The organism is Hydrogenophaga crassostreae (genome assembly GCF_001761385.1).
In the GTDB taxonomy this organism is placed as follows: Bacteria; Pseudomonadota; Gammaproteobacteria; order Burkholderiales; family Burkholderiaceae_C; genus Hydrogenophaga; species Hydrogenophaga crassostreae.
Genome location: NZ_CP017476.1, coordinates 2,584,969 through 2,602,823, shown reverse-complemented (window position 1 = coordinate 2,602,823; position 17,855 = coordinate 2,584,969). Strand labels below are relative to the sequence as shown.

At 60.0% G+C, this 17,855-nt stretch carries 17 protein-coding genes; 10 read left to right on the top strand and 7 right to left on the bottom strand.

The window, feature by feature from the left end:
• Positions 1 to 8: 8 nt before the first annotated feature.
• Genes LPB072_RS12040 through LPB072_RS12030 form a run of 3 tightly spaced genes read right to left on the bottom strand, consistent with a single transcriptional unit; the run spans position 9 to position 4,002 of the window.
• Positions 9 to 863, bottom strand: a complete 855-nt coding sequence (locus LPB072_RS12040) for an enoyl-CoA hydratase family protein (RefSeq protein ID WP_066089991.1) — start codon at positions 861 to 863, stop codon at positions 9 to 11.
• A 28-nt stretch (positions 864 to 891) separates the two neighbouring features.
• The gene (locus tag LPB072_RS12035) at positions 892 to 1,665 is read right to left on the bottom strand and encodes an SDR family NAD(P)-dependent oxidoreductase (protein ID WP_066089989.1); all 774 of its coding nucleotides are present in this window, start codon (positions 1,663 to 1,665) and stop codon (positions 892 to 894) included.
• 15 nt (positions 1,666 to 1,680) lie between these two features.
• Entirely contained in the window at positions 1,681 to 4,002 is a 2,322-nt protein-coding gene (locus LPB072_RS12030; protein ID WP_066089986.1) for a bifunctional salicylyl-CoA 5-hydroxylase/oxidoreductase, read from the bottom strand.
• Positions 4,003 to 4,138: 136 nt separating this feature from the next.
• Between LPB072_RS12030 and LPB072_RS12025 the strand changes: the two genes are divergently transcribed.
• The 5 genes from LPB072_RS12025 (at position 4,139) to LPB072_RS12015 (ending at position 7,593) form a co-directional block, all read left to right on the top strand.
• On the top strand, positions 4,139 to 4,651 hold the full coding sequence (locus LPB072_RS12025) for a MarR family winged helix-turn-helix transcriptional regulator (RefSeq protein ID WP_231943240.1): 513 nt from the start codon (positions 4,139 to 4,141) through the stop codon (positions 4,649 to 4,651).
• A gap of 114 nt (positions 4,652 to 4,765) precedes the next feature.
• Positions 4,766 to 4,915 (top strand): hypothetical protein, encoded by a 150-nt coding sequence (locus LPB072_RS23465; RefSeq protein WP_157559309.1) that lies wholly within the window; start codon positions 4,766 to 4,768, stop codon positions 4,913 to 4,915.
• Positions 4,916 to 5,114: 199 nt separating this feature from the next.
• A complete protein-coding gene (locus LPB072_RS23160; protein WP_157694142.1) occupies positions 5,115 to 5,450 on the top strand; it encodes a pentapeptide repeat-containing protein in 336 nt (111 codons plus the stop codon).
• A gap of 33 nt (positions 5,451 to 5,483) precedes the next feature.
• The gene (locus tag LPB072_RS12020; RefSeq protein ID WP_066089982.1) at positions 5,484 to 6,023 is read left to right on the top strand and encodes a hypothetical protein; all 540 of its coding nucleotides are present in this window, start codon (positions 5,484 to 5,486) and stop codon (positions 6,021 to 6,023) included.
• 448 nt (positions 6,024 to 6,471) lie between these two features.
• Positions 6,472 to 7,593 carry an NAD(P)/FAD-dependent oxidoreductase gene (locus tag LPB072_RS12015; protein ID WP_066089978.1) on the top strand — a complete coding sequence of 374 codons (1,122 nt, stop codon included), beginning with the start codon at positions 6,472 to 6,474 and terminating at the stop codon, positions 7,591 to 7,593.
• Here LPB072_RS12015 and LPB072_RS12010 read toward each other — a convergent pair.
• Positions 7,583 to 8,668 carry a quinone-dependent dihydroorotate dehydrogenase gene (locus tag LPB072_RS12010; RefSeq protein WP_066089976.1) on the bottom strand — a complete coding sequence of 362 codons (1,086 nt, stop codon included), beginning with the start codon at positions 8,666 to 8,668 and terminating at the stop codon, positions 7,583 to 7,585. The genes LPB072_RS12015 and LPB072_RS12010 overlap by 11 nt on opposite strands.
• 35 nt (positions 8,669 to 8,703) lie before the next feature.
• Here LPB072_RS12010 and rpiA point away from each other — a divergent pair, with 35 nt between their 5' ends.
• Positions 8,704 to 9,375, top strand: a complete 672-nt coding sequence (gene rpiA / locus LPB072_RS12005) for a ribose-5-phosphate isomerase RpiA (protein WP_066089973.1) — start codon at positions 8,704 to 8,706, stop codon at positions 9,373 to 9,375.
• A 45-nt stretch (positions 9,376 to 9,420) separates the two neighbouring features.
• Here rpiA and LPB072_RS12000 read toward each other — a convergent pair whose 3' ends face one another.
• From LPB072_RS12000 to LPB072_RS11990, 3 genes are all read right to left on the bottom strand, one after another.
• On the bottom strand, positions 9,421 to 10,098 hold the full coding sequence (locus tag LPB072_RS12000) for a glutaredoxin family protein (RefSeq protein WP_082876900.1): 678 nt from the start codon (positions 10,096 to 10,098) through the stop codon (positions 9,421 to 9,423).
• 69 nt (positions 10,099 to 10,167) lie between these two features.
• Positions 10,168 to 12,240 (bottom strand): M3 family metallopeptidase, encoded by a 2,073-nt coding sequence (locus LPB072_RS11995; RefSeq protein WP_066089970.1) that lies wholly within the window; start codon positions 12,238 to 12,240, stop codon positions 10,168 to 10,170.
• Positions 12,241 to 12,327: 87 nt separating this feature from the next.
• Complete coding sequence (locus LPB072_RS11990) at positions 12,328 to 12,798, bottom strand: YhbY family RNA-binding protein (RefSeq protein ID WP_066089967.1); 471 nt, start codon at positions 12,796 to 12,798, stop codon at positions 12,328 to 12,330.
• A 45-nt stretch (positions 12,799 to 12,843) separates the two neighbouring features.
• On the opposite strand from LPB072_RS11990, the gene LPB072_RS11985 reads away from it, so the two are divergent.
• The 4 genes from LPB072_RS11985 (at position 12,844) to LPB072_RS11970 (ending at position 17,844) form a co-directional block, all read left to right on the top strand.
• Complete coding sequence (locus LPB072_RS11985; RefSeq protein ID WP_066090881.1) at positions 12,844 to 13,518, top strand: RlmE family RNA methyltransferase; 675 nt, start codon at positions 12,844 to 12,846, stop codon at positions 13,516 to 13,518.
• 121 nt (positions 13,519 to 13,639) lie between these two features.
• Entirely contained in the window at positions 13,640 to 15,559 is a 1,920-nt protein-coding gene (gene ftsH, locus LPB072_RS11980) for an ATP-dependent zinc metalloprotease FtsH (RefSeq protein WP_066089964.1), read from the top strand.
• 104 nt (positions 15,560 to 15,663) lie between these two features.
• Complete coding sequence (gene folP, locus LPB072_RS11975; RefSeq protein ID WP_066089961.1) at positions 15,664 to 16,494, top strand: dihydropteroate synthase; 831 nt, start codon at positions 15,664 to 15,666, stop codon at positions 16,492 to 16,494.
• Positions 16,495 to 16,743: 249 nt separating this feature from the next.
• Entirely contained in the window at positions 16,744 to 17,844 is a 1,101-nt protein-coding gene (locus tag LPB072_RS11970) for a lytic transglycosylase domain-containing protein (protein ID WP_096349063.1), read from the top strand.
• Positions 17,845 to 17,855 lie beyond the last annotated feature (11 nt).

Genomic DNA, 17,855 nt, shown 5'->3' with positions numbered 1-17,855 from the left:
TTTCGAAATCAGTTGCCCTGGAACACCGGCTTTTGCTTGGCCACGAAGGCTTCATAGGCGCGGGTGAAGTCTTCGGTCAGCATGCAAATGGTCTGCGCCTGGGCTTCGGCCTCGATCGCCTGCTCGATGGTCATGGCCCATTCCTGGTGCAGCATGGTCTTGGTGATGCCGTTGGCAAAGGTGGGGCCCGCGGCCAGGTCGGCGGCCATCTTCTGGGCTTCGTTCACCACGGCTTCGGGCTCGCACAGGCGGTTGAAGAAGCCCCAGCGCTCGCCTTCTTCGCCACCCAATGAGCGACCGGTGTAAAGCAATTCGCTGGCGCGCCCCTGGCCGATGAGGCGCGGCAAGATGGCGCAGGCGCCCATGTCGCAGCCGGCCAGGCCGACGCGGTTGAAGAGGAAGGCGGTCTTGCTGCGCGCGGTGCCGTAACGCAGGTCGGACGACATCGCGACGATGGCGCCAGCGCCCGCGCACACACCGTCAATCGCCGCGACAATCGGCTGCGGGCAGGCTCGCATGTTCTTCACGAGCTCGCCCGTCATGCGGGTGAACATCAGCAGCTCTGGCGCTTTCAAGGCCACCAGCGGGCCAATGATCTCGTGCACATCGCCGCCCGAGCAGAAGTTGCCGCCGGCGCCGGTGACCACGATGGCCTTCACGTCGTCGGCCCACTTGAGCTGGTGGAACAGGTCGCGCAGTTCGGCATAGCTGTCGAAGGTGAGCGGGTTTTTGCGGTCGGGGCGGTTCAGCGTGATGGTGCCGACCTTGTCTTTCACTTCCCAGAGGAAGTGGGTCGCCTGGTAATTCGCCAGCGGCTTGCGGTTGCCGGCCAGCAGGGTGGGGTCGATGTGGTTGACAGTCATGCTCAGGTTCCAGGTTCTTTGAAAAGGGTTACATCACTTCGCCGCCGGCGACCGAAATGGCCTGGCCGGTCACGGCGCTGGCCAAGGGGCCGCAGAGCCAGGCGACGGCGTTGGCCACCTCATCGGGCTGCACCAGGCGGCCTTGCGGGTTGGATTTCACGAATTCGGCGCGGGCTTCGGCCTCGCTGCGGCCAGTCTTGGCCACGATGCGGGCTATGCTGGTGGTGACGATGTCGGTTTCTGTGTAGCCGGGGCAGACGGCGTTGACCGTGATGCCTTTTTTCGCCAGCTCCAGCGCCAGGGATCGGGTCAGGCCGATCACCCCATGTTTGGCGGCGCAGTAGGCCGACACATAGGCGTAGCCGGTTTGCCCGGCCGTGCTCGCCACGTTGACCACACGGCCCCAGCCCGCCGCCAGCATGTCGGGCAGGGCGGCCTGGGTGCAGATCATGGTGCCGGTCAGGTTCACCGCCAGCATCTGGTTCCACAGGGCCAGATCGGTTTTCATGAAGGGCGCGCTGGCGGCCTGGCCGGCGTTGTTGACCAGCATGTGCACCGGGCCGAAGCGCTGGCGCCCGGCTTCAAACGCCTGGGCCACCTGCTCGGCGTCGCCCACGTCTGCGGCCACCGCGTGCATGTGTTCGGGGTGTTGCAGCGCCAGCGCTTGCACCACCTCCAGCCGGCGGCCCAGCAACGTGACCACGTTGCCTTGTTGCACCAGCGCTTGCGCGATGGCCGCGCCAATGCCTTGGCCGCCGCCGGTGACCAGGGCATGGCGAGGAGGGGTGGTTTCGTTGGGCATGTCGCGCTCGGCCCTTCAGCTGTTCATCGCTTTTTCACGGGCGAAGATCGCCTCCATCTGCGCCTTGCCGGCGTAGTACGGCTTGGGCCATTCGATCGCCGTGTAGCCGATCTTGGCGGCTTCGGTCAGTGTCCAGGCCGGGTTGGCGAGGTGAGGGCGGGCGACGGCGCAGAGGTCGGCGCGGCCCGCGGCCAGAATGGAGTTGGCATGATCCGCCTCGCTGATGGCGCCCACCGCGATGGTCGGGATGCCGGCTTCCTGGCGGATGCGGTCGGCGAACGGCGTCTGGAACATGCGACCGTAGACCGGTTTTTCCTGCTTGCTCACCTGGCCGGAAGAACAATCGATCATGTCCGCGCCAGCGGCTTTGAAGGCCTTGGCGATCTCGACCGCGTCTTCAGGCGTGATGCCGCCTTCGACCCAGTCGTGGGCCGAGATGCGCACCGACATCGGCAGGTGATCCGGCCAGACCGCGCGCACGGCGGCAAACACTTCCAGCGGGTAGCGCAGGCGGTTGTCCAGGCTGCCGCCGTAGCCGTCGGTGCGCTGGTTGGTGAGCGGGGAGATGAAGCTGGAGAGCAGGTAGCCGTGGGCGCAGTGCAGTTCCAGCCAGTCGGCGCCGGCCTCGGCCGCGGCCTGCGTGGACGCCACGAATTCGGCGGTGACGCGGTCCATGTCGGCGCGGGTCATGGCGCTGGCCGTCTGGCTCACGCCTTCGAGGTATTGCTGCGGTGAGGCCGAAATGATGGGCCAGTTGCCTTCGGGCAGGGGCTGGTCGGTGCCTTCCCAGGCCACGCGGGTTGAGGCTTTGGCACCGGCGTGGCCGATCTGGATGGCGAATTTGGCGTCGGTGTTCGCATGAATCCAGTCGGCGATGCGCTTGAAGGCTGCAGTGTGTTCGGGGGCGTAGAGGCCGGGGCAGCCGGGGGTGATGCGGCCTTGCGCGCTCACGCAGCTCATTTCAGCGAACACCAGACCGGCGCCGCCCATGGCGCGCGCGCCCAGGTGCACCAGGTGGTAGTCGCCCACCAGGCCATCCACGGCCGAATACTGCGCCATGGGCGAAACCACGATGCGGTTCTTCAGCGTCACGCTGCGTTGGGTGTAAGGCGTGAACATCGGCGGCGGCGCGGCCTGATCGGTGGGAATGGTCAGCCCGGCCTGCTCGGCGAACCAGCGCTCGTAACCGCCCAGCCAGTCGGCATCGCGCAGGCGCAGGTTTTCGTGGCTGATGCGCTGGCTGCGGGTGAGCATGGAATACATGAACTGCTCGGGCAGCAGCTGGTCGCAATAGCGCTGGCCACACACCTCGAACCACTCCATGGCGTTCCAGGCGGCGTTTTGCAGGCGCAGCGTTTCCACGCGGCGCAGTTCCTGGTAGGTATCGAGCACTTCGCCGATGTGGGCCGGGCTGTCGCCCAGCAGCTTGAACTGGCGGGTGAGCTCGATGGCGTCTTCAATGGCGAGCTTGGTGCCCGAGCCGATGGCGAAATGGGCCGTGTGCACGGCGTCGCCCATCAACACCACATGGTTGCCGTGTTCGTTTTTGAGCCACCACTGTTCGCACACCACGCGCTGGAAGTTGATCCAGGCCGAGCCCCGCAAGTGGCGCGAGTTGGAGAGCAGCTTTTCGCCTTGCAGGTTGTCGGCAAACACCTGTTCGCAAAAGGCCAGCGAAGCATCCTGGTCCAGCTGATCCAGACCTGAAGCCCGGTAGGTGGCTTCGGTGCACTCCACGATGAAGGTGGTGGTGGTGTCGTCGAATTTGTAGATGTGGGCCTGAAACCAGCCGTGTTCCGTGCGCACGAAATCGAAGGTGAAGGCGTCGTACAACTTCTTGGTGCCCAGCCAGATAAAGCGGTTGGGGCGGGTGACGATGTCGGGCTTGAACACCTCGGCATGCTGGCTGCGAATGCGCGAGTTCACGCCATCGCTGGCAATGATCAGGTCTGCGTCGGGGTAGTCGGCGTCGCTTTGGGCATCGGTTTCAAACACCAGCTTCACGCCCAGCCGCTCGCAGCGCGCTTGCAGGATGTTGAGCAGCTTCTTGCGGCCAATGCCCACGAAGCCATGTCCGCCCGAGCGAATGGTTCGGCCCTTGAACAGCAGTTCGATGTCGTCCCAGTGGTTGAAGGCCTGCTGGATTTCTTCGGCGGTTTCCGGGTCCCACTCGCGCATGTTGTTCATGGTGGCGTCGGAGAACACCACGCCCCAGCCAAACGTGTCGTAGGGTTTGTTGCGCTCGACGACAGTGATGTCGTGGTCGGCGCTGAGCTGCTTCATGAGCAAAGCGAAATACAAGCCCGATGGGCCACCACCGATACAAACGATTTTCATGTTGCGCGCTGCCTTGGTAAGTCGTTTAGTTATAAATAGTTTAGGGTTAAACTAAATACGCAAAAACAGGGAAAACCCGCGCTGGGTGTTCTGCCGCCAAGTTCGCTACCCGCAACGTTTACATTGCCCCATGCCCATGAAACAGCCCACCGACCGAAGCCACGCGCCCGCGCTCAGCGATGCCCACATCGGGAAAGAGGCGGGCGTCTCCGGCACCGACCACCAGGCCATCCGCCTCTGGCTGCGCCTGCTGGCCTGCAGCACCCAGATCGAACAGCAGATCAGCCAGCGACTGCGCACCCGCTTTGGCACCACGCTGGCCCGCTTTGACTACATGGCCCAGCTCAACCGCTACCCCGAAGGCCTGCGCATGAAGGTGTTGTCGCGCTACCTGATGGTCACCGGCGGCAGCGTGACCGGCTTAACCGATCAACTGGTGTCAGAGGGCTTTGTGACTCGCGAAGAAGACCCAGATGACCGGCGCGCCCTGGTGGTTCGCTTGACGCCTGCGGGCGTTCAGCAGTTTGAAAAGATGGCGGCAGAGCACGAAGAGTGGCTCAACACGATGTTTGCCGGCCTGGGACAACCGGAGCAGGAGGAGCTGTATCGGCTGCTGGGGCACATGCGGTCGGTGTTGGCTGAGGGATAGCGGTTGAACTCCGGCGCTGCTTCTGACCTGCGCTGGAGCAAGATATTTGATCTTGGCGAATCAAACGGAAAGCGTGGCTTCTGTTCGATTCGCTCTCGGAGTGAAGCAGGGGCAATGGCCAGCACCCGCCGCCAGACCTACGTGATCCAGGGCATCAACGCGATCAGTTTGTGGATTGGTGAAGAGGGGAAGCATCGGTGTGATGAGATGGATGCAGGAGAAGATTTCCTGTCGAGAGCCGAAGGTCTTGCTGGATGCACGTAATAATTGAGTGCCACAATCAAATTGATGTGGTGAGTAAAAATTTTCTTTAAATATCATTTTTCGTATGTCAAATACTGAGCATGTGAAGTAACTTTCTGCTGGCCCCGAAGCTTGGTCCAAGTGGCGGGTTAATCATCAAGGGGTTACTCCCGATTTAGCTGGTTTGGATTTCAGGCGAATTTCTTCTGGCCGAATTAATTTGACATTCGGTAGTGCACTCAATCATAATTTTGATGGTTTTGATTTTGATGGGGTCATCCTTGACCGGGCAATATTCGGTGATATTAATCTTCGAGGAATTAAACTATCTGGGGCTTCGCTCAAGGGATGCGATGTTTCGAACACTAATTTTTCCGATTGCAATCTTTCTGGGGCTAATTTCTCCGACGCCATTTTGATGAATTGTCGTTTTGATCGTGCTGATTTACGTAATGCGATACTTGAAAATTGCAATCTTGAAATGGCTTCTTTTGCAGAGGCAAATCTCTCTGGTGCAAACCTCTCTGGTTCGAAAATTTATGGCGTCTCCGTTTGAGGAGGTGAGTTTAATGAAGTTGTTCAGAAGGATATGATTATTTCCGCACCCGGCGGTTTAATCTTACTGGATAATATTGCTTTGGCGCAATTCGTCTATTTGCTAATGAATAATGAGGGCATTAGGTCGGCAATAGATACCCTCGCATCCAAGACTGTATTGATCTTGGGAAGATTTAGTGAGGAGCGGAAAAAGATCCTAAATGAGTTGAGGGTTCATGTGCGAAATTGTGGATATGTTCCTCTCATGTTTGATTTTGATAAGCCGGAAAGTAGAAGTCTTACTGAGACGGTTAGAACACTTGCAAGCATTTCGAAATTTGTCATTGCTGATTTAACTGATCCAAAATCTGTGCCTCATGAATTGCAAGCAATTATCCCCCATCTAAACTCAGTTCCCGTTCAGCCTTTAATCGAGGCTGGGGGTGATTCGTACGGCATGTTTGAGGACTATAAAGTTTATCCATGGGTGCTCCCTGTTCAGAAATATTCCATCGGTGGAGGTGATTTGGGAGTGGTTGTTTCATCCGTTTTACGAGTGGTTGATGAATTCATTGATTTGCGAAAAGGATAATCTTCTTCTTGGAATCTTTCGATTGGTTTCATGAGATGAATGGTCTTGAGTAATGCTTGGCCTATTGGGTGCGGCAATGGGGGTGCACAACGAGCAGCTACCTTTGGAGGATTAAGTAGCGATCGTGATGATGAAGGCGAACAATAGCTCGGTGTGGCTTGTGGTGCGGTTGATGCGCCACGATCTTGTATTTTCTCTCCGCCTGTTTGATTTCTGAAGAAGACCAAGCGGTGACTAGATGAGCGCAGGCCAGGCTGGAGTTCGCACTCGGAGATAAATTCGTTTTGGCCACATACTTCACGCTCGGCTTTTCGATCAACCCATTGATGTAAGTACCAACGCTTCAAGCGCTCTTAAGGGGCTTTGGCAAACGGTTGCCAATTAAAGTCGCGCCCGCGAGCCCGAACACGCTGGAGCAACCACCAACCAGAAACAGAACCCAGCCCAAATGAACGACATCGAACAAGTGGATTGCATCGTCATCGGCGCAGGTGTCGTGGGTCTTGCCGTGGCAAGGGCTTTGGCGCTGGCCGGCCGGGAGGTGATGGTGCTGGAGCGCGAAGCCGGCATCGGCATGGGCACGAGTTCGCGCAACAGCGAGGTCATTCATGCGGGCATCTATTACCCCGAAGGTTCGCTGAAAGCGCGGCTTTGCGTGGAAGGGCGCAAGGCGCTTTACGGCTACTGCGCCGAGCGGGGCATTGCCCACAAGGCCTGCGGCAAGCTGATCGTGGCGACCAATGCCGCGCAGGCGGCGGGTTTGCCGGCGATTCTGGACAAGGCGACCCGCAATGGCGTGGACGATATGCGGTTGCTGAGCCGGGAAGAAGCGTTGGCATTGGAGCCGGCGCTGGAATGCGTGGCGGCCTTGTTGTCACCGTCCACTGGCATTGTGGACAGCCACGGCTTGATGCTGGCTTTGCAGGGCGAATTGGAGAACGCGGGTGGCATGGTGGCTTGCCATACGGAGGTGGTGCGACTGCAAGCGAATGCCGATGGCGTGTTGGTGGAAACGGCGGATGGCACGCGGTTGCAGGCAAGGACGGTGGTGAACGCGGCGGGGTTGCATGCGGTGGCGATCGCGCAGCGCATAGAAGGGCTGGCTCAAGAGCACATTCCCAAAGCCTATTTCGCCAAGGGCAACTACTTCACTATGTCGGGCCGCTCGCCGTTTGAGCGCTTGATTTACCCGGCGCCCGATCCGCAGGCGCATCTGGCGGGTCTGGGCATTCACCTCACAGTGGATCTGGGCGGGCAGGTCAAGTTCGGCCCGGATGTGCAGTGGGTGGACGGCGCTGATGATTTTCAGGCCGATGCTTCGCGGGCGGCCGAGTTTGAAGCCGCCGTGCGTTGCTATTGGCCAGGATTGCCCGCCGGTTCGCTTCAGCCGGGCTACGCGGGCATTCGCCCCAAGATCAGCGGGCCCAACGAGCCTGCGGCCGATTTCCGCATTGACGGCCCGGCCGCGCATGGCGTGGTGGGTTTGGTCAACATGTTTGGGATCGAGTCGCCCGGGCTGACCAGCTCGCTGGCCTTGGGCGACTACGTGGCGAACCTGATCAGCGCTTGAACGCTTTGACCGCATGGGCCGATTCGCGGACCAGGGCAGGGCCTTTGTAGATCAGGCCGGTGTAGATCTGCACCAGGTCCGCGCCCGCCTGCATCTTGCTCACTGCGTCGGCTGCGCTCATCACGCCGCCCACGCCCACGATGGGGAAGCCGGCGCCCAGCTTGCCGCGCAGCTGCGCGATCACCTTGTTGCTCATCTCCAATACCGGCGCACCCGAGAGACCGCCGGCTTCGGTGGCGTGGGGCATGCCTTGCACGGCTTCGCGGCTCAGCGTGGTGTTGGTGGCGATCACGCCCCAGGCGTTGTTGGGCTGGCCATCGCTGTCGCAGCCGTAGCGCTGCAAGGTGGCGGCGACCACATCGATCTGAGCGCCGTCGAGATCGGGGGCGATTTTCACGAAGATGGGGATGCGTTTGCCGTGGCGTTGCGCAAGCTGCTCGCGGCGCTCGGTCACGGCGCCGAGCAGCGCGTCCAGCGCTTCATCGCTTTGCAGGCTGCGCAGATTTTGTGTGTTCGGGCTGGAGATGTTGACGGTGACGTAGTCGGCGTGGGGGTAGACGCCATCGAGGCAGGTCAAATAGTCTTCGGTGGCCCGCTCAATGGGGGTGGCGGCGTTTTTGCCGATGTTCAGGCCGAGCAACAGGGGCGTTGCGCCGCCGCCTTGCTTGCGAAAGCGCGCCTGTTGCACGTTGGTCAGAAAGGCCTGCAAGCCTTCGTTGTTGAAGCCCAGGCGGTTGATGAGCGCATTGGCCGTGGGCAGGCGGAACATGCGCGGCTTGGGGTTGCCGGGCTGGGCCAGCGGCGTCACGGTGCCGACTTCCACGAAGCCAAAGCCCATGGCGGCGAGGCCATCGATGCAGCGGGCGTTTTTGTCGAGTCCGGCGGCCAGGCCAACCCGGTTGGGGAAGTTGAGGCCCGCGACCGTTGCCGGGTCGTCGACGCGGTTTTCGCCGTAGAGGCAGGTCAGCGGCGAGCGCTGGATGGCGGCCAGGCCGCCGAGCGTGACCTCGTGTGCCGCTTCGGGGTCCATGCTGAAGAGAAAGGGGCGGGCGAGGGAGTAGGGGAGCAGGGACATGGCGATAATTGGGTTTTGACCTCTGATTGTCGCAAATGACCCAAGACGAATTGAAAACCCTGGTGGGGCAAGCTGCCCTGGCGTATGTGACCCCCGGCGAGATCGTGGGCGTGGGCACCGGCTCCACCGTGAACAAGTTCATCGACGCCCTGGCGACCATGAAAGACCAGATCCCTGGCGCGGTGTCGAGCTCGGAGGCATCGACGGCGCGTTTGAAGGCGCTGGGCATCCCGGTGCTGGAAGCGGCGGACGTGGCCGAGCTGTCGGTTTACATCGATGGCGCCGACGAAATTGACGCGCAGGGCAACATGGTCAAGGGCGGCGGCGCCGCGCTGACCCGCGAAAAAATCGTGGCGGCGCAATCGAAGCGCTTCGTGTGCATCGCCGACGAATCCAAGATGGTGAAGGCGCTGGGCGCGTTTCCCTTGCCAGTCGAAGTGATCCCGATGGCGGCGGCCCGCATCGCGCGCCAGTTCGTCGCCATGGGCGCGCAAGCCAAACTCCGCCTGAAAGACGGTGCCCCGCTGGTGACCGACAACGGGCAGCAGATCCTGGATGTGACCGGCCTGCAGATCGCCGATCCGCTGGCGTTTGAGAGCGAAGTGAACCAGTGGCCGGGCGTGGTGACGGTGGGCGTGTTTGCCCACCAGCGTGCTCACGTGTGCTTGTTGGGCACGCCGTCAGGCGTGAAAACGCTGACGTTTTAGCGCCGGTAGCGGCGAACCTTCATCGGTTCGCCGCTTGTGCCATTGCTAGAAACGAATGCCCGAATTGGGTGACGCAACGGGCACCTCACGCTCAGGCGCTGCCGCCTCTGCGGGTTCAGCAGGCTTCGGGGTGTCAACCTGTTTGGCCAGGCTGGCCTCGGCCAATGGCGTTGCGCTCGCGCGCGGGTAGTTGCTGGGGAGAGCCGATTTTTCAGGGTAGCCGGCCGCAGTGAGGTATTGCGACCAGTTGGTATCGGAAAAGCCCTTCAGTTGCTGCGAGCCAATTGTCAGCAAAGGAATCGAATTCTGTCCGCTGAGCTGCTTGAGCGCCGCCACAGACTCGTTGTTGTCAATGGTTTTCTCGGTAAATGGGATGCCGCGGTTGATCAGCATGTTGCGTCCGCTGTTGCACGGCGAGCAGTCTTTGCCCGTGTACAGCACCACCGGAAACTGGCTCGCCGCTTTGCGCAGTTCAATGGGCAAACGACCGCCAGCAGCCGCCGCGCCGCCACCAGTGGCTGTTGCGGCTGGTGAAGGCAGGTTGTTTTTGGCGGCCGCTGGAGGTGGCTGGTCAGAGAAAGTGACCTTGCCGTCAGGCCCGACGATGCGATACACGCCTTGCGCATGGGCCGTCGCGCTCACTGCCGCACAAAGCACAACGCCGCAGGCGAGCCATTGGCGGCTGGTGAAACTCAGGCGGAAACGGGGCTGAATGGGATTCATATCGGCTTCTTTCTCACAAGGTAGATCATCGGATTCGCTTGATCGGCTGGTTTTGCGCGGTGGTGAAGTTCAAGCCATGCCTTGGTGGCGCAGCAGAGCATCAATGGTGGGTTCGCGCCCACGAAACGCCTTGAACGACTCCATCGCCGGCCGGCTGCCGCCAGCTTCCAGGATGGTTTCGCGGTAGCGGCGGCCGGTGGCCACGTCCAGCGCGCCCTGGCCAGAGATTTTGCCCGCTTCTTCGAACGCGGCATAGGCATCGGCCGAAAGCACCTCGGCCCACTTGTAGCTGTAATACCCAGCAGAATAACCACCAGCAAAAATGTGACTGAAGGTGTTGATCGTGCGGCTGTAAGCGGGTGGCACCAGCAAGGCCACTTCATCGCGCACCTGTTGGTGCAAGGCCAGCATGGCTTCGCCCGAGGCTGGTGGGGTCGCCTGGCTGTGCAGGAGCATGTCCACCAGCGACATCTCCACTTGCCGCAGGGTTTGCCAGCCGCTCTGGAAATTCTTGGCCGCGAGCATCTTGTCGAACAGTTCGCGTGGCAGGGGGGCGCCGGTGTCCACGTGGGCGGTCATGTGTTTGAGCACATCCCATTCCCAGCAGAAGTTTTCCATGAACTGGCTCGGCAACTCGACCGCGTCCCATTCCACTCCGCTGATGCCAGACACATCGTGTTCGTTCACCTGGGTGAGCATGTGATGCAGACCATGGCCAAATTCATGGAACAGGGTGATCACATCGTCGTGTGTGAGCAAAGCGGGTTTGCCGTCAACGCCTTCAGAGAAGTTGCACACCAGATGGGCCACCGGGGTCTGCAACAGACCCGTGTCGGGGCGCATCCAGCGGGCGCGCACGTCGTCCATCCAGGCACCACCGCGCTTGCCGTTGCGAGCCGATGGGTCAAGGTAAAACTGGCCCACCAGCTGCATACCTTTTGGCGAGTTGCGCTCGATGCGGAAAAAGCGGACGCTGGGGTTCCAGACAGCCGCTTGGTCGGGGCGAATGGCCACGTCAAACAAGGTCTCAACGATCTGGAACAGGCCGGCGAGCACTTTGTCGAGCGGGAAATAGGGTTTGACTTCCTGCTCGCTGAAGGCATATCGCGCCTCTTTGAGCTTTTCGCTGATATACGTCCAGTCCCAGGGCTGGGGATCGTTCAGACCCAGATCGCTGGCTGCGATCGACTTCAGATCGGCGAGATCTTTTTCGCCGAACGGCTTGGCTTTGACCGCCAGTTCACGCAAAAAGGCCACCACCTGTTCGGGTGATTCGGCCATCTTGGGCACGAGTGAAACGTCGGCAAAGTGGCGGTAGCCAAGCAACTCGGATTCTTCCTGGCGCAGTGCAAGGAGCTCGACCATGATGGCTGTGTTGTCCCAGATCTGGGACTCTTTGGGGGCCTGGTCGCTCGCGCGCGTGGCATACGCTTTGTAGAGTTGTTCGCGCACGCCGGCGTTGTGGGCAAACTGCATCACGGGCAAGTAGACGGGCAACTTCAATGTGAGTTTGTGGCCGCTTTTGCCATCGACCTTTGCCGCTGCCGCGGTGGCTTTCAGTACGTCGCCAGGCACGCCGGCGAGTTCCTCGGCGCTGACGTAGATGGCAAACCCGTCGGTAGCATCGAGTGCGTTTTCGCTGAACTTTTGCGTGAGCTCGGCCTGGCGTTCCTGCAACCAGGCAAAACGCTTGCGCGCTTCACCCTTCAAATCGGCACCACCCAGAACAAAACCGCGCATGGCGTTTTTATGGGCCTGGCGTTGCTCATCGGTGAGCTTGGCCACATCCATGGCCTTGTATTTGGCAAACAACCGTTCGTCGGCCCCCAGGCGCGTGTAGAACTCGGTCACACGGGGTAGTGCTTCGTTGTAGGCCGCGCGCAACTCCGGCGTATCGGCCACACCATTGAGGTGGCTCACCGCGCCCCAGGCATGCGAGAGGCGCTCGGTCACGACATCGAGCACTGTGGCCATGGATGTCCAGTCGGCCGGGAAATCGTCTTGCGTCACCGTCTCAAGCGCTTCATTTGCGGCCTTCAGCAACGCATCGATCGCCGGCGCCACATGGGTCGGCGCAATGGTGTCGAAATGGGGCAGCCCAGCGAAATCAAGCAGGGGATTGGTGTTGGTTGGTGCGTTCATGAGGGGTCAGATGGTGCGCCTGGCGCAAAGTTTCAAGCCCGGTGGGCCCATGAGGCCCCCCAACGCCGTTATGTCAGGAGCATCGGCTCAGGGCGCCGATTTCTTGATGCTCTTTTTAAGTACCTTGGCCCGTTTAACCTGACCGCCAGTGGTGAGGCGCTGGTTGCCCAGCACCCGCACCGTCTTGACTTCAGGCCGTTGGCCACCGCGTTTGCTGAACTTCAGCACCTTCACCTCGCGTGGGCCAGGCATGCGGTCTTCGTCAACCGCCTTGGCTTTTTCCGGCATCGGGCGCCACAGCACCAGCAATTTGCCAATGTGCTGAATCGGCGCGGCGTTCAGTTCATCGGTCAGGGCCAGAAACATGGCTTCTCGAGCGGCGCGGTCATCGCTGAAGACACGCACTTTGATCAAGCCGTGTGCATTGAGCGCGGCGTTGATCTCTTTTTTGACAGACGGACTCAGTCCGTCGCCTCCAACGAGTACGACTGGGTCGAGGTGGTGGGCATCAGCGCGGTGAACTTTGCGCTGGGCGGTAGTGAGTGTGATCTGAGGCATGGGACAATTATCGTTTACACCGCAGTGAATGGGCCTCTGATGGGCATGAAAGTCAAGACGCAAAGCAAGAAGGTCAACAAAGCGTGGCTGAATGACCATGTGAACGACCCCTATGTGCGTCTCGCCAAGCGAGACGGCTACCGCGCGCGCGCCGCCTACAAGCTCCTGGAAATCGACGAAACCCATGGCCTGGTCCATCCGGGCGACTGCGTGGTTGACCTGGGTTCGACGCCAGGAGCCTGGAGCCAGTACCTGCGCCGTCGATTGAGTCCCAGCGGTGCGGCGGTGGGGGCCTTGAATGGCCACATCATCGCGCTGGATATGTTGCCCATGGAGCCCGTAGAAGGGGTGCACTTCATCTTGGGCGACTTCCGTGAAGAAGCGGTGTTGCACGAGCTGGAGGCCGCGCTGACCGACCGGGGCGTCAAAGCTGTGGATGTGGTGGTGTCCGATATGGCACCCAACCTGTCTGGCATCGGTTCATCCGATGCCGCCCGCATCACCGATTTGATTGAACTGGCGGTGGATTTCAGCATCAACCACCTGAAACCCGATGGCAGTCTGGTGGTCAAACTCTTTCATGGCGGCGCCTACGATCCCATGGTGGCCCTGTTTCGGCAGACCTTCAAGGTGGTCAAAGCGGTCAAGCCCAAAGCATCGCGCGACAGGTCATCTGAAACCTTTTTGGTTGGCAAGGGTCTCAAAGCGATCAAGGCGTAGTGCATCAACCTATCGAACTGATAGCGGTTGCCATGTCATTCATCAAGTGCAGGTCATCTTGAAAGGCCTAAAATGAACCTCATATGTCAATTCTCGACAAAGTTATAGCCAGGAGCCGGATTTGAACAACCAGTGGTTCTCGAAAATCGCCGTGTGGATGGTCATCGCCATGGTGTTGTTCGTTGTTTTTCAGAAATTCGACGGACGGGTAGCCGGCAGCGCGGGCACCGTAGGGTATTCCGACTTCCTTCAACAAGTGAAGTCAGGCCAGATCAAGGCCGCCACCATCCAGGAAGCCCCCAGTGGTACTGAGATCGTGGCCATCACGCAAGATGAAAACCGCATTCGCACCACCGCCACCTACCTTGATCGCGGTTTGATCGGCGATCTGATCAACAACAACGTGAAATTCGACGTGCGTCAGCGCGAAGAGCAGGGCTTGTTGATGAGCATTCTGATCAGTTGGGGGCCGATGCTTCTGCTGATTGGTGTCTGGGTGTATTTCATGCGCCAGATGCAGGGCGGCGGCAAGGGCGGGGCGTTCAGCTTCGGCAAAAGCAAGGCCCGCATGCTCGACGAAAACAACAACGCCGTGACCTTTGCCGACGTGGCGGGATGCGATGAGGCCAAAGAAGAGGTGAAGGAAGTCGTCGACTTCCTGAAAGATCCTGCCAAGTTCCAACGGCTCGGCGGCCGCATTCCTCGCGGTTTGTTGCTGGTCGGCCCTCCTGGCACGGGTAAAACCCTGCTGGCCAAAGGTATTGCCGGCGAAGCCAAGGTGCCTTTCTTCAGTATTTCTGGTTCTGATTTCGTGGAAATGTTTGTGGGCGTGGGCGCAGCCCGGGTTCGCGACATGTTTGAAAACGCCAAGAAAAATGCCCCTTGCATCATCTTCATTGACGAAATTGATGCCGTGGGTCGCCAGCGTGGCGCAGGCGTGGGTGGCGGCAACGACGAACGCGAACAAACCTTGAACCAGATGCTGGTCGAGATGGATGGTTTTGAGACCAACCTCGGCGTGATCGTGGTCGCGGCCACCAACCGGCCAGACATTCTTGATGCCGCTTTGCTGCGTCCCGGTCGTTTCGACCGTCAGGTGTACGTGACTTTGCCCGACATCCGTGGCCGTGAACAGATTCTGAATGTGCACATGCGCAAGGTCCCACTGGGTGCCGATGTGAACCCCAGCGTGATCGCTCGCGGCACGCCCGGCATGAGCGGTGCCGATCTGGCCAACCTGTGCAACGAAGCCGCCTTGATGGCCGCGCGCCGCAACGCCCGTACGGTTGAAATGCAGGATTTTGAGAAAGCCAAAGACAAAATCTTCATGGGCCCCGAACGCAAGAGCATGGTCATGCCCGAGGAAGAGCGCCGCAACACGGCCTACCACGAGTCTGGCCACGCCCTGATCGGCAAGCTGTTGCCCAAGTGCGACCCGGTACACAAGGTCACCATCATTCCGCGTGGACGAGCGTTGGGCGTGACCATGAGCCTGCCGGCTCAAGACCGCTACAGCTACGACAAAGAGTACATGCTGAACCAGATCAGCATGCTGTTTGGTGGCCGTATCGCCGAAGAGGTGTTCATGAATCAGATGACCACTGGTGCGTCGAACGACTTCGAGCGGGCCACATCGATTGCTCGAGACATGGTGATGCGCTACGGCATGACCGATGCGCTGGGCCCTATGGTCTATGCCGAAAACGAAGGGGAAGTGTTCCTGGGCCGTTCGGTGACCAAAACCACCAATATGAGCGAGCAGACCATGCAGAAGGTGGATGCCGAGGTGCGCAGCATCATCGACATTCAATACAAGCTGGCGCGCGACCTCATCGAAGAGAACCGCGACAAGATGCACGCCATGGCCAAGGCGCTGCTCGAATGGGAAACCATCGATGCCGACCAGATCGACGACATCATGGACGGCAAGCCCCCCCGCCCACCGAAAGACTGGACTCCACGCAACCCCAGCGTGGGCGGTGGTGACGGCAGTGGCGGCACCCCCGAGGTAACCACCGATCCAGCGCCGTCAGCGGCCTGATCTGCGGTCAAACTGCAAATGCAGCAATTCTAAAAACGGGGCCCTGCGCCCCGTTTTTTGTTGTCTGCGGTCCAGGAAATCACCTGTATTCGGACGTTCAACCCATGATCTGGCAAACCACCCGGTTTCAAATAGACCTCTCCCAGCCCCGAGTCATGGGCATCGTCAATGTGACGCCGGACTCCTTTTCGGATGGAGGCGCTCACGCTTCGTTGAAGCAGGCACTTCGCCATGCAGAAACTTTGATCGAAGAGGGCGCTGACATCCTGGACATTGGCGGCGAATCCACGCGCCCCGGTTCGCCACCGGTGCCCCTGGAGGCAGAATTGGCGAGGGTGCTTCCACTGGTCAGGGAGCTTGTCAAACTGGGTATTCCCATATCGATAGACACCTACAAGCCCGAAGTGATGGAGGCCACGCTGGATCTCGGTGTGGACATCATCAATGACGTCTGGGCACTCCGCCAGAGGGGGGCCGAGGCGGTGGTGGCGGGTCATCCGTCATGTGGAACGTGTTTGATGCACATGCATCGCGACCCACAATCCATGCAGGTATCGCCGATGGAAGGGGTCATCGTTGGCGAAGTGGCCGCCTTCTTGCAGAGTCGGGCGCAGCGGATGGAGGCGCTAGGCGTGCACCGAGCGCGCATCGTGCTCGATCCCGGTGTGGGGTTCGGCAAATCGGTCGCACAAAACTTTTCGTTGTTGTCACAACAATCAGAGCTGTTGAAACCAGGCTACCCCCTGCTCGTTGGGTGGTCCAGGAAATCGTCTTTGGGCGCAGTGACCGGGGTTGCGGAACCAGCCCGGCGTGTGACGGCCAGTGTTGCGGCCGCTTTGCTGGCCGCTGTCGGTGGCGCCCGTTTGCTGCGCGTGCACGATGTGAGCCCCACCGTTGAAGCGCTTGCGGTGTTCAGGGCCATGCAAACCCATTGATCTGGGGGATGGAGATCCGAATCCATCAATAGCAATTTGTATTCGGCACACCACAGGATATGCAAATATCAGGTGGTCTATTGCACTACTTTACGAGACAAGATTAGGTTGTAAGCTACAATTTGGCGAGTACAACTTTTGTCCACGTGCTGCCGCTTTATGGTCTTCGTCCCCTCAGATATTCGGGTCAGTTTTGCCGCACTTGCTCGGGCTCCAGGTGCGTGGCTGGCTGTTCGCTGAGGCGCTCCCATGCTCGATTGCCCCGACCTAGCGGTGCCCGGAGAAGTCATGCAACACGTGGTCCACGTAGAGTCTTCACGCAACCCCTTTGCCATCGGTGTGGTGGGCGGGTATCTGGCGCGCCAGCCCACCAGTCTCGACGAAGCGCTGGCAGCCATCCGGCAACTGAAGGAAGAGGGCTACAACTTCTCGGTGGGCATCGCCCAGGTCAACCGCTACAACCTGGCGAAATACGGACTCTCGACCTATGCCGACGCCTTTGACGTTTGCGCCAATTTGAAAGCCGGCTCACGGATCTTGCGCGAGTGCTACGACAGGGCGCAAGACTGGGGCAAAGCCTTCAGCTGCTACTACTCAGGCAATTTCTCCACCGGCTTTGAACACGGTTACGTTCAAAAGATCTTTGCCTCCATTCGAAAAGCGCAGTACAGCGTGACCGAGCCAAAGGCCAGTGTTCGGATCATTCCTTACAACAGCAACAAGCCGCGCAAACCTGCCAAGGAAGACAGCCTGCCGCTGGTTGCCCCAGCATCGCCTGCTGTTGGGTTGCCCAAGGCAGCGCCTGTTCCCGTTGACAACTACCCCGAGCCCTACGCGATTCGCAAGTATTTGCCGTCCACACCGCTGTCCGTCACGGCAAATGCTTATGCCAATGCAGCGGCCAAGCCGGCCGGCTTGCAGTCGGCGGCGGAAACCGCAGAAAACCGCCCGGCCATCCCGGTTCCTGGCCCAGGAGCTCTGCCGTCTGCGGCGCTGCAAACATCTGCAGGTGTCCTCAGCCAGATTCCCACCCAGGTGGTGGGCGTGAATGGCGACCCCTACAAAACGCGGATCGTTCCGGCCAGCAACTCAACCGGTCTGCCCGCCAATCAGTTGCCACTGCCCAATCCAGATGCGGTATCCATGCCGGCGGCAGCGACAGGCGTGCGCAAAGCACAACAAGAATCCAGTGCAGACAACAAAGCCATGGCTGCCCGCAAGGGCGGCAGCTTGCTGCACTCAACAGAGTCTTCAGGGCAACCTGGAAACACGGCTGTCAGCGGCGCTGACACCAGCAAACCTGCTTCGCAGGGCAATAGACCGTCGTCTGACGGCTCATTCGTTTTTTAATATGGAGGTTG

Bases quoted from the DNA above. Each gene is read 5' to 3' on its own strand.
- LPB072_RS12040 (WP_066089991.1), bottom strand. From the start codon at position 863: ATGACTGTCAACCACATCGACCCCACCCTGCTGGCCGGCAACCGCAAG.
- LPB072_RS12035 (WP_066089989.1), bottom strand. From the start codon at position 1,665: ATGCCCAACGAAACCACCCCTCCTCGCCATGCCCTGGTCACCGGCGGC.
- LPB072_RS12030 (WP_066089986.1), bottom strand. From the start codon at position 4,002: ATGAAAATCGTTTGTATCGGTGGTGGCCCATCGGGCTTGTATTTCGCT.
- LPB072_RS12025 (WP_231943240.1), top strand. From the start codon at position 4,139: ATGAAACAGCCCACCGACCGAAGCCACGCGCCCGCGCTCAGCGATGCC.
- LPB072_RS23465 (WP_157559309.1), top strand. From the start codon at position 4,766: ATGGCCAGCACCCGCCGCCAGACCTACGTGATCCAGGGCATCAACGCG.
- LPB072_RS12020 (WP_066089982.1), top strand. From the start codon at position 5,484: ATGATTATTTCCGCACCCGGCGGTTTAATCTTACTGGATAATATTGCT.
- LPB072_RS12015 (WP_066089978.1), top strand. From the start codon at position 6,472: ATGAACGACATCGAACAAGTGGATTGCATCGTCATCGGCGCAGGTGTC.
- LPB072_RS12010 (WP_066089976.1), bottom strand. From the start codon at position 8,668: ATGTCCCTGCTCCCCTACTCCCTCGCCCGCCCCTTTCTCTTCAGCATG.
- rpiA (WP_066089973.1), top strand. From the start codon at position 8,704: ATGACCCAAGACGAATTGAAAACCCTGGTGGGGCAAGCTGCCCTGGCG.
- LPB072_RS12000 (WP_082876900.1), bottom strand. From the start codon at position 10,098: ATGAATCCCATTCAGCCCCGTTTCCGCCTGAGTTTCACCAGCCGCCAA.
- LPB072_RS11995 (WP_066089970.1), bottom strand. From the start codon at position 12,240: ATGAACGCACCAACCAACACCAATCCCCTGCTTGATTTCGCTGGGCTG.
- LPB072_RS11990 (WP_066089967.1), bottom strand. From the start codon at position 12,798: ATGCCTCAGATCACACTCACTACCGCCCAGCGCAAAGTTCACCGCGCT.
- LPB072_RS11985 (WP_066090881.1), top strand. From the start codon at position 12,844: ATGAAAGTCAAGACGCAAAGCAAGAAGGTCAACAAAGCGTGGCTGAAT.
- folP (WP_066089961.1), top strand. From the start codon at position 15,664: ATGATCTGGCAAACCACCCGGTTTCAAATAGACCTCTCCCAGCCCCGA.
- LPB072_RS11970 (WP_096349063.1), top strand. From the start codon at position 16,744: ATGCTCGATTGCCCCGACCTAGCGGTGCCCGGAGAAGTCATGCAACAC.